The sequence below is a fragment of the Pseudomonadota bacterium genome, from assembly GCA_010028905.1.
Classification (GTDB): domain Bacteria; phylum Vulcanimicrobiota; class Xenobia; order RGZZ01; family RGZZ01; genus RGZZ01.
Genome location: RGZZ01000118.1, coordinates 1 through 11,657, shown reverse-complemented (window position 1 = coordinate 11,657; position 11,657 = coordinate 1). Strand labels below are relative to the sequence as shown.

At 66.5% G+C, this 11,657-nt stretch carries 11 protein-coding genes; 4 read left to right on the top strand and 7 right to left on the bottom strand.

Translation table 11 applies throughout. The features are described 5' to 3' along the window. Positions 1-333 precede the first annotated feature (333 nt). A complete protein-coding gene (locus tag EB084_10380; protein NDD28658.1) occupies positions 334-1,386 on the top strand; it encodes a murein L,D-transpeptidase in 1,053 nt (350 codons plus the stop codon). A 91-nt stretch (positions 1,387-1,477) separates the two neighbouring features. Here EB084_10380 and EB084_10375 read toward each other — a convergent pair whose 3' ends face one another. Together EB084_10375 and EB084_10370 are read right to left on the bottom strand one after the other, a co-directional pair. Further along, positions 1,478-2,344 carry a fatty acid desaturase gene (locus EB084_10375; protein NDD28657.1) on the bottom strand — a complete coding sequence of 289 codons (867 nt, stop codon included), beginning with the start codon at positions 2,342-2,344 and terminating at the stop codon, positions 1,478-1,480. Between the two features lie 152 nt (positions 2,345-2,496). Beyond that, positions 2,497-3,795, bottom strand: coding sequence for a hypothetical protein (locus EB084_10370; GenBank protein NDD28656.1), 1,299 nt, complete (start codon positions 3,793-3,795; stop codon positions 2,497-2,499). 179 nt (positions 3,796-3,974) lie between these two features. Here EB084_10370 and EB084_10365 point away from each other — a divergent pair, with 179 nt between their 5' ends. Next, positions 3,975-4,751, top strand: a complete 777-nt coding sequence (locus EB084_10365) for a PilZ domain-containing protein (GenBank protein ID NDD28655.1) — start codon at positions 3,975-3,977, stop codon at positions 4,749-4,751. Positions 4,752-4,778: 27 nt separating this feature from the next. On the opposite strand, the gene EB084_10360 is transcribed toward EB084_10365, so the two are convergent. Then, positions 4,779-5,204, bottom strand: coding sequence for a hypothetical protein (locus EB084_10360; GenBank protein NDD28654.1), 426 nt, complete (start codon positions 5,202-5,204; stop codon positions 4,779-4,781). Between the two features lie 254 nt (positions 5,205-5,458). Here EB084_10360 and EB084_10355 point away from each other — a divergent pair, with 254 nt between their 5' ends. Both EB084_10355 and EB084_10350 read left to right on the top strand, forming a co-directional pair. Further along, a complete protein-coding gene (locus tag EB084_10355; protein ID NDD28653.1) occupies positions 5,459-5,911 on the top strand; it encodes a DUF255 domain-containing protein in 453 nt (150 codons plus the stop codon). Between the two features lie 41 nt (positions 5,912-5,952). Continuing rightward, entirely contained in the window at positions 5,953-6,759 is an 807-nt protein-coding gene (locus EB084_10350; protein NDD28652.1) for a DUF255 domain-containing protein, read from the top strand. Positions 6,760-6,834: 75 nt separating this feature from the next. Here EB084_10350 and iolC read toward each other — a convergent pair whose 3' ends face one another. The 4 genes from iolC to EB084_10330 form a co-directional block, all read right to left on the bottom strand. Beyond that, positions 6,835-8,715, bottom strand: coding sequence for a 5-dehydro-2-deoxygluconokinase (iolC, locus tag EB084_10345; protein NDD28651.1), 1,881 nt, complete (start codon positions 8,713-8,715; stop codon positions 6,835-6,837). Further along, positions 8,712-9,608 carry a 5-deoxy-glucuronate isomerase gene (iolB, locus tag EB084_10340; GenBank protein ID NDD28650.1) on the bottom strand — a complete coding sequence of 299 codons (897 nt, stop codon included), beginning with the start codon at positions 9,606-9,608 and terminating at the stop codon, positions 8,712-8,714. The genes iolC and iolB overlap by 4 nt, the downstream gene beginning before the upstream one ends. A gap of 1 nt (position 9,609) precedes the next feature. Further along, entirely contained in the window at positions 9,610-10,611 is a 1,002-nt protein-coding gene (gene iolG, locus EB084_10335; GenBank protein ID NDD28649.1) for an inositol 2-dehydrogenase, read from the bottom strand. Between the two features lie 82 nt (positions 10,612-10,693). After that, positions 10,694-11,599 (bottom strand): myo-inosose-2 dehydratase, encoded by a 906-nt coding sequence (locus EB084_10330; protein ID NDD28648.1) that lies wholly within the window; start codon positions 11,597-11,599, stop codon positions 10,694-10,696. Positions 11,600-11,657 lie beyond the last annotated feature (58 nt).

Here is an 11,657-nt window from a genome sequence, read left to right as displayed (position 1 = left end):
GTGGGCATCTGGTCGAGGGATGTCCTGTCTACACAACGGCTGAGGTCGTCATTGGCGAGGCCGACGCGCTTCGCTTTGAGCGCAGAACGGATTCTGCCCCCTGAGCGGGGCCCGTGTTGACCGAAGACGGCCCGCCGCCCGGCAGTGCGAAAAAGCCGTTCGCTGGATGGTTTAGGCCAGAGCGGGGCGACTGAGGCCTAGACGAGGCTTTGAGACTTCGTTCAGACAAATGGGGTACGCTGGTGTCGACAGGAGAGAGAATTTCCCGTGAACATCTCGAGACTGGCTACTCCATGGTTTCAACCATCCGACTCGGCCGGAAGCGCACTGCGCATGCGTGTCGGGGAAGAGGGAACGACCTCTCCAACGCGCGGTGACGATACCGTCTGTCTCGAAGGCGAGGGTAAGGCTGGCCTGAATTCAACATCGAGCAGCGGTCTCAGCGGAGCCTCGACGACGGGCAACCTGACGCCCGAGTCGCTGCGAGGCGGTCTCAGCGCCATCACGATGTTGCGAACCGCAGCGGTTGTCGGCGCAATCGTGGCAGGAACCGTGACCTCCGGGCCGGTGCAGGCGGCGTCGGCTTTCACACCAGCGTCTGAAGCGTCCTCGGTGTCGACCGCGCTCACGAGCCGCAACAAAGCAGACCTCGTTGGCGCGCTCATCCAGCGCGCGACCCGCCAAGAGACCCCCACGAATCACGTCGACCTGCATGCGCACCCGCTGCAGCGAGGCAGTCAAGGACCTGTTGTCGAGCGTCTCACGTCCGCGCTTTCGAAGTGGGTGCCTGGGGTGAAGGTTACCCCTGCGTACGACGAGCAGACCGAGCAGGCTGTCCGAAGCTTTCAGCAAGCCAACCATCTGCCTACCACCGGTCGCGTCGACAATACCACGTTCGGGGTTCTGTGGAACCGAACGTTCTGGGAGAAGGGCCAGACCGTCGATCTGAACGATCCTTCCTTCTATCGCGCAATTCCCTCGAAGGTCGTGCTCAAGGCCGACCTCACGAAGCACCAGGTCGAGCTGCGCGATGCCAGCAGCAATCGCCTCATCAAGACCTATCCCTTCTCGAACGGCCGTGCGGGGAACTCTACACCCAAGGGAACGTTCACCATCGGTCAGGTGCGCGAGAAGCCCACGTGGTTTCCTCCCGCCTCGTCCTGGGCGAGGAACGCGCACGTCGTGAAGCCCGGTCCCCACAATCCCCTGGGCCCGGCAGCGCTGCGGCTCGGTCAGTCTGACATCCTCTTCCACGGCGTTCCGCAGAACGAGTGGAGCTCCATTGGCAAGTCGGCCCAGTCTCACGGGTGCATGCGCATGTTCCCCCACGACGCGTGGGAGCTTCACAAGATCATCCCCGTAGGCACGCAGGTCGAGGTTCGCTGAGCGCACGAGCATCTATCTCGGAGGTCGCAACGTGTCGCAGTGGGGCGTGGGGCACCGCGTGCCGCTGTGGCCACTTCGCGCGCGGCAGGCCTCAGCGCTTGTGCGGCCCGAGCACCTTTCGCATCCAGTTGATGGGGAACCCCGCCTCGAGGTAGGTGCTCGCAGGGATGCGCCCTTCGAGCTCGGCGTGCAGCTGGGGGAGCTTCGACCAGTGCAGGGCCTGGCGGTAGTGGTGGGCGGTGTGGTAGCCCAGGTTTCCGGTGAAGAAGTTGTACAGCGGGTCGAGGGTGTTCGTGCTCGCGACCATCGCGTTGTCGGTGGGGAGGTTGGCGTGGTGGAACCACGTCACCCAGATGGTTCCCGCCAGCGAGACGAACATCGGAATCACGTAGACAAAGATCGCGTTGTAGGGGTGGCGCTCGATGAGCGCCATCAGCACCAGTGCGGTGGTGACGAAGCCCCAGAAGAACACGCGCCGGTGCTGGGGGTGCTTTCCGCCCACCTGCCACACGCGAGGATAGGCTGCCAGGGTGTTCTTCCAGGTGTACTCCCACATGCCCATCGAGGTGCCGTCCGGATTCATCCAGCCAGACTCGTCTTTGAGAGGTTCGAGGTAGTTCAGGTGGTGTCCCAGTACGTGGTGCAGCAGCCAGGCATTCGTTGTCACGCCGGTCTGCAGCGCGAAGCCGAGCTCGAGAACGCGGTTCAAGAAAGGGCTCTTGAACATGTTCACGTGCTGGTGGTTGTGGTTCCACGAGCAGACCCAGCCCTTCGGGATGAACCCCGCCACGCACCAGAGAACCGGGAACCACCACGTCTTCGAGAAGGCCCAGACCATGAGGTCGGCCGCGAAGAACGTGAAGAAGATGACGACCGGGATGCGATCTTCTGGATAGCGCAGCAGCGAGCCGTCGCGTTGTCGGGGGCGCTGGGCGCTCTCTCTTTCTGCAGTGAGCATGCGGCGCAGGGATTCTGCCGAGCAGGGCTGTTCCTCCTGCTGCGTGTGACGGCAAAGTGAGCGAGAATCTTCGCTTTGCCGGGGCTCTTGCTGCGCACGCCCACAATTCACCCTCGGTTCGACGCGCGCAGCGGGCGGCTACCTGTATGCGGTTACCAGACCGCGCGCACGCCCTTGTCGGCGAAGCGGAGCTTGTCGGCGTTCCATCCCGCAGACGCCATCTCGTCGATGAGCACTGACATGTCGCCCGCCGACCGATGCGCGCTCTCCTCGAGGAGCCATTCCTGGGCTTTCGTGCCTTGCATTCGCGCGAACGCGGGCGTCTTCTTCAGCCGCTCGACGTAGACCGCTTGCAGCACGGCCTGCAGGCGGTCGCTTGCCGTGGCGCCCTCGCGCATCACGATGTAGGGCTCACCCTTCTGCAGGTCGAGGAGATAGGCACGTCCTTCGTGGATCGATCGGATCTTCTCGAACCAGTCGGGGCTCTTGAGCAGCGGGGCGATGCTCTGGCCCACCACATAGCGCTGGTTGTGGGTGAGGGTGGTCAGCTCGCGCCAGACGTGGCCGGCATCCGGTCCCGGCATTCGTCTGCCACGGTCGAGGGCATCGGTGATGCGACGCAGGGCGTCCTCGTTCACGGGATGTTCGTTCAGCGCGCTTACCGAACGTGCCGACGCCAGCACCGCCGCGGTGGCGGCCGAGGCGCACAGGGCGGGGCCGAAGCCTGCGCCGAGGGCGGCACCGAAGGCGGCATGAATGCCCAGGCCGAGCAATCCACCCGCGGTCTTGGCCACCATGGTCTGGTTGCTGTTCTTGGCGCATACCTCGGCGAGATTGTCTGTTTTAGCCTGGCGAACGTCGATGCCCGCCGACACGGCGGTGTCGACGCTCTTGCCTGCCCCTACCAGCACGGATCCGGTCAGGGCCAGCGGCAGGAGTGCGTCGGGGCACACCGCAGACATCGATTCCACCACGCGGCCCGTCTCTCTCGCGATGGTGCCGGCCAGAAGCCAGGCACGGGGATTCCGCTCGGCCATGGGAGACAGGCGAGAAGCGAAGATGGCGGTGGATTCCTTGGCCTGCTCTCGAAGCATGTCGAAGGTGGCCATGGCTTCTCCTCCCCAGACGGGGTCGATGCCGAGCACGCCGGCCATGGCGGCGCCGGACGCAAAGGCTGCCGTTCCTGCCGCGACGTGCTCGGCAAAGGCCCAGCGTCGAGAGGGAACGTAATCGGGGGTGGTGGTTCGGTAGACCTCGGTGGGGCAGAAGGCATCGAGCAGTACACGCGACACCCCGTCACTCTTGCGCTCCCCGTGCGAGCCGAGCGCGGGACTCACATCGTGTGGCATGACGGCGGAGAGGCGCGAGGCGGTGTTTGCGCCGATGGGATCAGACGTTGACACGCGCTGGAGAGGGGAAGGAACAGACTTGGGAATGGGGGGGACTGTCATGTTTTCTCCTGCAGCAAGCAACCGTGTCTCCAGGGTACCCGAGCGGGCTGAAAGAATGCGGGAAACAGCGTTTCAAACCTTGAACGAGGTGAATTCGAGGAATCTGGCTAGTTGTGTCAAATTCGATCTGCGTCCGGTTCAGCACGCTTGAGAGACACACGTGATTGGGGCGAAGTACCATGCCTGATATGTTCGATAACACCCCCTCAGCGGATGCCGATGTCCTGGAGCGCCGTCGCACAGAGCGCAAGAGCGCTCCAGTCGAGGTTCCCATTCGAGCCGAGGTTGTCGGAACCAACGAGAGTACCGACATCTACCTCTGTCTTCTCGATGTCTCGGATACCGGGTGGCGCATCAACAGCAGCGAGGCGCTGCCGGTCGGGGTGCCGTTCAATCTTCGCATCCATCGTCGCGAGCTGGGCGCTGAAGCAACCGGTGGCGAAGACGACTATCTCGAGGCATCGGTCACCGTGCCGTGGCAGACCGAGCTGCGGGGGGGGGCCTGGGTTGCTGGCCTCCACTTCACAGAGCCGACCCGTGACACGAAAGAGGTGCTGTCCAGTCTCGTTGAGGATGGGGCTTCCGACGCGACCCGCCGTTTGCGCTTCCGCTTGCGCCAGGCGGTGCGGGTTGAGTTTCGGATCGCTGACGACGAGCCCTGGCAGCACGCTGTTGCCATCGAGATCTCGCCAGACGGGATTCGCATGCGGTCAACCACCTGGCCGGATGACGCGGGGAGATGCCAGGTTCGCATCATTCCTCAGGGTACATTGCCTCAGGTGATTGTCAACGGCCGAGTGGTCTGGTGCAAGACGCTTGGGCAGAGCGCTCACGATGTCGGGCTGCGCTTTGACGACATCTCGCCGACAGACGCGCGAATCATTCAGCAGCACATCTACACCGTGAGCAGCGCGATGACCACGGGAACGGCCAAGAAGCCACGGGCCGGGGGGTAGCCCCGCACGCGGGTCACCCGGACGGCTTCAGGTCGCCGCGGGCGGCCCCTGCTTGAGCATCTCGAAGATCGACATGAACGCGGTGCGCTTGTCGCACATGCCCGCCCCCGCGCCGCTGCGGCGGCAAGACAGCTCTTCGAGGGCCAGCTTTCCCACGAAGTACGACTTCACATCGCCGAAGTCACGACGATCGATGTGGGCGACGAGGGTCGTCACCTCATCGCGGTAGCGCTCGTTTCGGCTGCTGCAGGTGCTGGCGATCTGCTTCACGTCGGGATACTTCTCGTGCAGGGCCGTCACCCAGGGGAGTGACTCAAAGCCTCGCCAGCCCACCTGGTCGAGCTTCCACTTCGAGATGGCCTGGCTGATGGCCACGTCAGAGCTGGGACTCCAGGCTTCGGTCGCGCTGCTGGGGGGGATAGAGGTGCCGAGGGGGCGCTGCGAAGGAATCATGGGGGGGAATGCTCCTTGGCGCGAGATTCTGCACAGGCGACCGGGGTTCCTCTTGCGAAACTTTGAACACGGTTTCGACGTCGAGCAGAGGAGGGGAGAGGATTCTTCGTGAACCCTCCCCGCGGGCCAGGCCGATTCCACTGTTCCTCGTTGTGAAGCACCCGGAGGGCGCAGTGATGCGCCCTCGATACCGCTGAGCGACGCCGAGCGGTCACGCACGAGCCCGTACCCCGAGCAAGAAAGGTCATCTCTTCATGCGTCGCATCCTCTACTCATTCGTTGCTCTGCTCATGCTCGCTTCGGCGCTGCATGCTGCGCCCGCCCCGTCGAAGGGCGGAGATGGCTGGATCGAAGACTACAAGGCGGCCCTCGCCCAGGCCAAGGCGTCGCACAAGCGCGTGCTCCTCGACTTCACCGGTTCAGACTGGTGCGGCTGGTGCAAGAAGCTCGACGCCGAGGTGTTCGCCACGCCTGAGTTCAAGAAGTACGCGGCCAGCAAGCTCGTTCTCGTGAAGGTCGACTTTCCCCGTTCCGTCCCCCAGTCTGCGGCCGTGAAGAAGCAGAACCAGGAGCTGCAGAAGCAGTTCAACATCGAGGGGTATCCCACGCTCATCATCCTCTCGCCGGACGGCAAGCAGATCGGTCATGCCGGTTATGAGCCGGGCGGCCCGTCGGCCCTCATCAAGACCCTCGACGCCATCAAGTAGCCGCTCGCGTCAAACCGCATCAGCATCGGGAGGATCACGACATGCGAACGCTTCTCTGCACGGCGCTCGTCTTCGCGTCACTGACCGCAAGCGTGCTTGCCGAGACCCCCACCTGGAAGCCGGGTGGAACGGTCACGGTCAACAGCAAGGCAGTGACGGGGGCGAGCTTTCTCGAGAGCGGTCGCCATCGGGTCTTCCCGGTGCTGGCCATCGCTGCGGCGCTGGGTCGCAAGGCCAGCGTCGATGCGTCGAAATCGGTGGTCACCTGGGACGGCAAGGATGTCAAGGTGACGAGTCTGGTGACAGTCGACGGGGTCGCCTATCTGGGGTGGCGCGATCTAACCCGTCTCGAGCCCCAGATGCAGTACGGCCTCTCAGGGGGGAAGGCGGTGTTCTCGCTGGGGCAGACCACGGCTGCTAAGGCGCCGAGTGGCGCGCAGACCCAGGGCACCAGCGCAGGTGACAGCGCTGCGGGCGAGGCGGTGTGGCTCGAAGACTTCAACGCGGCTTCGAGTCAGGCGCGCAGCACGGGCAAGCGCATGCTGCTCGACTTCACGGGGTCTGACTGGTGCGGCTGGTGCAAGAAGCTCGATGCCGAGGTGTTCCAGACGCCCGAGTTCAAGGCGTATGCCGCGCGCAAGCTCATTCTGGTGAAGATCGACTTCCCTCGACAGATCGCCCAGAGCGATGCGCTGAAGAAGCAGAACGCAGAGCTGCAGGTGCGGTTCAACATCGCCGGGTTCCCCACGCTGTTCATTCTCTCACCCGAGGGGCAGACGGTGGGGAAGACCGGCTATCTGCCTGGCGGACCGCAGGCCCTCATCGAGACCATCGAGGCGATGAAGTAGCCGTCTGATCGGAGCCGCCGAGGCCACGTCTGTGGCCGGCGCTCGCGCAGGTCGGGTGCCCTGCGCAGGCGCGATTCAGGCCTCCACCCACGGCCGTGCCAGCCGGATCAGTTCGTCGGCCAAGGCATCGAGGTCTTCGGGCGCCCCCGCGAGATGGGCCCTGAACGGGCGCTCGAACAGGGTTCGGCCTACCGCGAAGCCGAGCGCCAAGGGGTCGCTCACGTAGCGGCCCAGGCCTTCGGCGAGGGTGTCGAGGGGCTGGGCACCGCCGAGGAAGAGCACACCATGGCAGGCGGGGTCGCGCTCGACGGCGGTGCGCTGCGCCTTCCAGGCTGCGTCGGTGGCGGGCAGGGGCAGCTTCCAGTAGTCGGGGGTGACGCCCGCGTCGAGCATTTCGTGCATGCAGGCGGCGATGTCGACCTCGCACTCTCGTGGAATGAGCTCGAGCAGGAGCTCACGCGACCAGGCGTTGCAGGCGGCCTGAAGCTGCTGCATGAGCGACACCTGCCTCGCCTGCACCGTCGTGTCGGTGGTGCAGGCGAGCAGCACCTTCACCGCGCCGCCTCGGGGACGCTCACGCAGGCCGAGCCCTGCGTCTCCCCCCGGTCCCATCACCTGCAGGGGAAAGACGCCGGGCACTTCGATGGGCTCCGCGAGCCAGACGGCGTCGTCGCGACGCAGCGCGCGCAGCATCGATTCCCCGAACTGCGAATCGATGATCACGCCGAAGGCGTGCATCCACCCCTCTCGCTCGAATCGCGCTCGTGCCGCGGAGACGGCGTGGTGCTTGAAGGCCGCGATGTCGGCTTCTCTACCTGGGCCCGCAACATCTTCGAACCACGTGCGGTGATCGATGGCCAGCACGCAGAGCGGGCGACGCTTCGGCGGTCGGCTTCCGGCCGCGTGCAGGCGCTGCAGCCGCGGGTCGTCTTGCGGGGAGAGGCCCGCGGGCGCGGTGTGGGCCAGGAAGTGGGCGATCTCGGCGTCGTAGGGCATGGCGGGCGAGCAGCCGTGGCGGGTCACCACGATGGCGCCGCTGGCGTTGGCGCGGGCGAGGCACTGCTCGAACGGGGCGTCGCGCAGCCAGCCCGCGAGGAACCCCGAGATGAACGCGTCCCCCGCGCCCAGCGTGTTGAAGACGCGCACGGAGAATCCGCCGGCCGACACGGCGAGGGCGTTGGGCGGGGCCACCATCGCCCCGTCCTTCCCCTTTTTGAGGATGGCGGTCCCGGGGATGCGTGCGCGTGCGGCGTCGAAGGCCTGAGCGGCGTCATCGATGCCCATGAGGGCGACGTATTCTTCTTCGGTGCCCACCAGCAGGTCGACGCCCTGAAGAACCGATTGCAGCGTGGCGGCGATCTCGGCGGGGGGCACAGCGGCACGTGTCGTGTAGCGGCTTGCGCCATCGGGTATGGCGGGGCTCTCGGTGAACCAGAGCGCGGGGCGGAAGTCGATGTCGTACACCACCCGCGTGCCGAGGGCCTTGCACCGCTCGATGAGATGGCGCGCGGCGGCGGCGCCGTGGGGGCGCGACAGGGTGTTGCCGGACAGCAGCACCGCGGTGGTGTCGCCCAGCAGCGCGTCGTCGAGGTCGCTCACGTCGACCTCGAGATCAGCAGCGCGCTCGCGGTACCAGGTGAGGGGGAAGCGGTCAGGGGGCTCCATGGCGGCCATGACCATGGGCGTGCGCGCGTTGGGGTCGACGGTGATGTGCCCGGTGTCGATGTCTTCCCGGCGCAGAGTCTCGATGACGAAGCGCCCCGTGTCGTCGTCGCCGACCCGGGTCAGCATGGCCACGCGCAGCCCCTGGCGCGATGCACCCACCGCGATGTTGGTGGGGCAGCCGCCGGTGTACATCGACACCGACTGGCCGTGTGACAGCGGGGTGCCCACCTGGTCGCAGTACAGGTCGACCATGCAGCGGCCTACCGAGACGAGATCGAAGCGGCGGCTCACGGCTGCATGGGCAGGCGCAGCGGGGTGCGGCTGTTCCAGATCTGGCGAACCCAGGCCAGCTGCGGGTCGTCGGCCGCGGCCCAGGCCGGGTGGTCGCCCGCCAATATGTTCAGGTAGTACACGTCGTAGCCAGGGCCGGCCACCACGGGGTGGTAGCCGTGACGCACCAGCACCGTGTCGCCGTCGCGCGCCACCACCACCTCATCGTGCGTGTCGTCGTAGAGGCGCTGCAGCGCGAAGCCGTCGGGCGCCATCCGGTAGTGATAGATCTCCTCGAGGGCCACCTCGTTGGGCAGGTCATGCGTGTCGTGCTTGTGCGGGGGGTACGACGACCAGTTGCCGCTGGGGGTGTAGACCTCGACGCAGAGCAGCCGCTGGCAGCCGAAGCCGGGGTCGACGAGATGGGTGATCTGGCGCTCGACGTTGCGCGCGCCGCGCATTTCGACGGTGCAATCGTGGGGCGTGCAGATGCGGGGGGCGTGATCGGTCACGCACGGGGCGCTTCCCCAGGCGACCTCGGCGTCGGCTCCGGCGGCGGGGGTGAAGCGGTACGATGTCTGGCGCGGCACGTACCCGAAATGGGGAAGCCCGGCGAACACGCCGTCACGTCCGGTGAAGGTGAGGTGCTGATCGCCGATCTCGAGGGTGCCGCTGCCGCGCAGCACCACGATGACGGCCTCCTCGTTGCCCGTGCGCCCCTCGAGGGGTGCGTCAGATGAGACCCGATGCACGCGAAAGGTGAGCTGCTGCCAGCCGGCGCGGGTCGGCGAGATGTCGACCGCGAGAGGGCCAGGCTCGATGGAGATGCGGCTGCCTTCGTGCGGGGGGTGGACGGGTGTTTCTTTGAAATGGGGAACGTCGGCGGGTGTTTGGTCGAGATGCGGCGGGGTCATCTCAGCCCACCTCCTCGACGCGCACGCTGCGCCGTTCCTTCAAGCTGCGTGTCGCCGCAAGAGCCACCCGCAGCGAGGCCAGGGCGTCGTCGAGGCCGGGCGAAGCCGGGCGCCCTTCTCTCACCGCCGACACGAAGGCCTCGACCTCGGCGCGGTATGCGTCGCGGAAGCGCTTGATGAACCAGCCGTGGAAGTCGCCGTGGATGCCGGTGCGGTTGTAGAGACGAATGGGGGTCGCCCGCTCTTCCTCGATGACCAGCTTGCCCTCGGCTCCCATCAGCTCGGTGCGGATCTCGTAGCCGTATGTGGCGCGACGGGAGTTCTGGATGACGCCGATGGCGCCGCTGGCGTAGCGGAACGTGAGAATCGAGGTATCGACGTCGCTCACGGTCTGAAGCTCCGGCACGATGAGGGCCTCGCCCATGGCCGTCACCTCGACGATGTCGCCGCCGTAGAAGCGGGCGATGTCGATGTCGTGGATCGCCATGTCGGCGTAGATGCCGCCCGATGTCGCCAGATAGGCGAACGGGGCCGGCTCGGGGTCGCAGGTGAGGGCGCGGAACATCTCGAGGCGTCCGATGGCCCCTTCGTCGAGGTGCTGGCGGGCCGCCTCGAAGCCGTGGTCGTAGCGGCGCTGGAAGCCGATCTGGAACGGTACGTTTGCTGTTCTCACCGCGTCGACGGCTTCGATGGCGCGGGCGAGATCGAGGCTCACGGGCTTCTCGCAGAAGATGGCCTTGCCCGCGCGCGCGGCGGCGATCATCTGGGGGGCGTGTGCCGCGGTGGGCGAGGCGATGAGCACCGCGTCGATTTCACCGTCGGCCATGATGCGGTCGAGGCTGTCGGTGGCGTACCCCGGACCCGCCACGGCCTGGGCGCGCTCGAGGTCGGCGTCCATGACCGCGGCGAGGCGGGCGCCGGAGATGGCCCGGGCGAGGTTGTCGGCGTGCAGGGCGCCGATGCGCCCCGCGCCCAGCACAGCGAAGGCGATGTCGCGGCTCATGGGAGCATCACCAAGTGCGTCTCGAGAATATCCTCGAGGAAGGCGCGGGCGTTGCGCGCCACGTCGAAGGCGGGGTGGGTGGTCATGGGAGGGTCACCATGTGCTTCTCCAGGATCTGCTCGAGGAAGGCGCGGGCGTTGCGCGCCACGTCGAAGGCGGGGTGGGTGTTGGGGTCTTGATCGGCCTCCACGATGAGCCAGCCCTCGTAGTCGTTCTCGAGCAGCGCGCCGATGATGGCGTTGAAGTCGAGGCTTCCCTGGCCGGGCGCGCCGAACACGTTCCATCGAATGGCCTCGGTGAACGCAGGCTTCTCGGCGCGCACGCGCTGCGCCACGTCGGCGCGGACGTCCTTGAGATGCACGTAGCGGATGCGGTTGGCGTGCGCGCGGATCATGCCGAGGGTGTCGGTCTCGGCCAGGGCGGCGTGCCCCGTGTCGAGGCACCAGTGCACCAGGCTCGGGCTGGTGAGCGAGAGCAGCCGCTCGACCTCGGGCTGGCGCTCGAGCGCCGTGCCCGCGTGGGGATGCACGCACGCGGTGATGCCCCGATCGCGGGCGTGGGCCCCGAGCTCGTTGAGGGCGCTGGCCAGCCGTGCCCAGGCGGCGTCGTTGAACGGGCGGATGGTGCTTCGCGGACCGTCGGCGTCCCAGTGCAGGCTTCCGCCCCCCTCGGCGAACAGCGCGAACTTGGCCCCTGCGTCAGCACAGAAGTCGACGTGCTCGCGCGCCCTGCGCAGCTCTCCGTCGAGGCGCCCTTCGTGGGTGAGGTTGGTCCAGTGGTAGGCGGCCGCCAGCACCAGTCGATGCTCGTTGAGCGCGTCTTCGAGGGCTTCGGGGGTCTGGGGATAGAGGTACGACATCTCTGACCCGCTGTAGCCGGTGGCGGCCATCTCGGCCATGATCTGGTCGCCCGTGATGTCGGGTCCCCAGCCTCGAAGGTCGTCGTTGGCCCAGCCGATGGGGCCGATTCCCAGGCGGATGTATGGCACGGTGCAAGGGTCCTCTCGCGCGAGTGGGGGCGGCGGTGGAGGCCGAGAGGGGGTATTG

Excerpts from the sequence above, each read along its gene's own strand:
- EB084_10380 (NDD28658.1), top strand. The coding sequence starts at position 334 with ATGCGTGTCGGGGAAGAGGGAACGACCTCTCCAACGCGCGGTGACGAT.
- EB084_10375 (NDD28657.1), bottom strand. The coding sequence starts at position 2,344 with ATGCTCACTGCAGAAAGAGAGAGCGCCCAGCGCCCCCGACAACGCGAC.
- EB084_10370 (NDD28656.1), bottom strand. The coding sequence starts at position 3,795 with ATGACAGTCCCCCCCATTCCCAAGTCTGTTCCTTCCCCTCTCCAGCGC.
- EB084_10365 (NDD28655.1), top strand. The coding sequence starts at position 3,975 with ATGCCTGATATGTTCGATAACACCCCCTCAGCGGATGCCGATGTCCTG.
- EB084_10360 (NDD28654.1), bottom strand. The coding sequence starts at position 5,204 with ATGATTCCTTCGCAGCGCCCCCTCGGCACCTCTATCCCCCCCAGCAGC.
- EB084_10355 (NDD28653.1), top strand. The coding sequence starts at position 5,459 with ATGCGTCGCATCCTCTACTCATTCGTTGCTCTGCTCATGCTCGCTTCG.
- EB084_10350 (NDD28652.1), top strand. The coding sequence starts at position 5,953 with ATGCGAACGCTTCTCTGCACGGCGCTCGTCTTCGCGTCACTGACCGCA.
- iolB (NDD28650.1), bottom strand. The coding sequence starts at position 9,608 with ATGACCCCGCCGCATCTCGACCAAACACCCGCCGACGTTCCCCATTTC.
- iolG (NDD28649.1), bottom strand. The coding sequence starts at position 10,611 with ATGAGCCGCGACATCGCCTTCGCTGTGCTGGGCGCGGGGCGCATCGGC.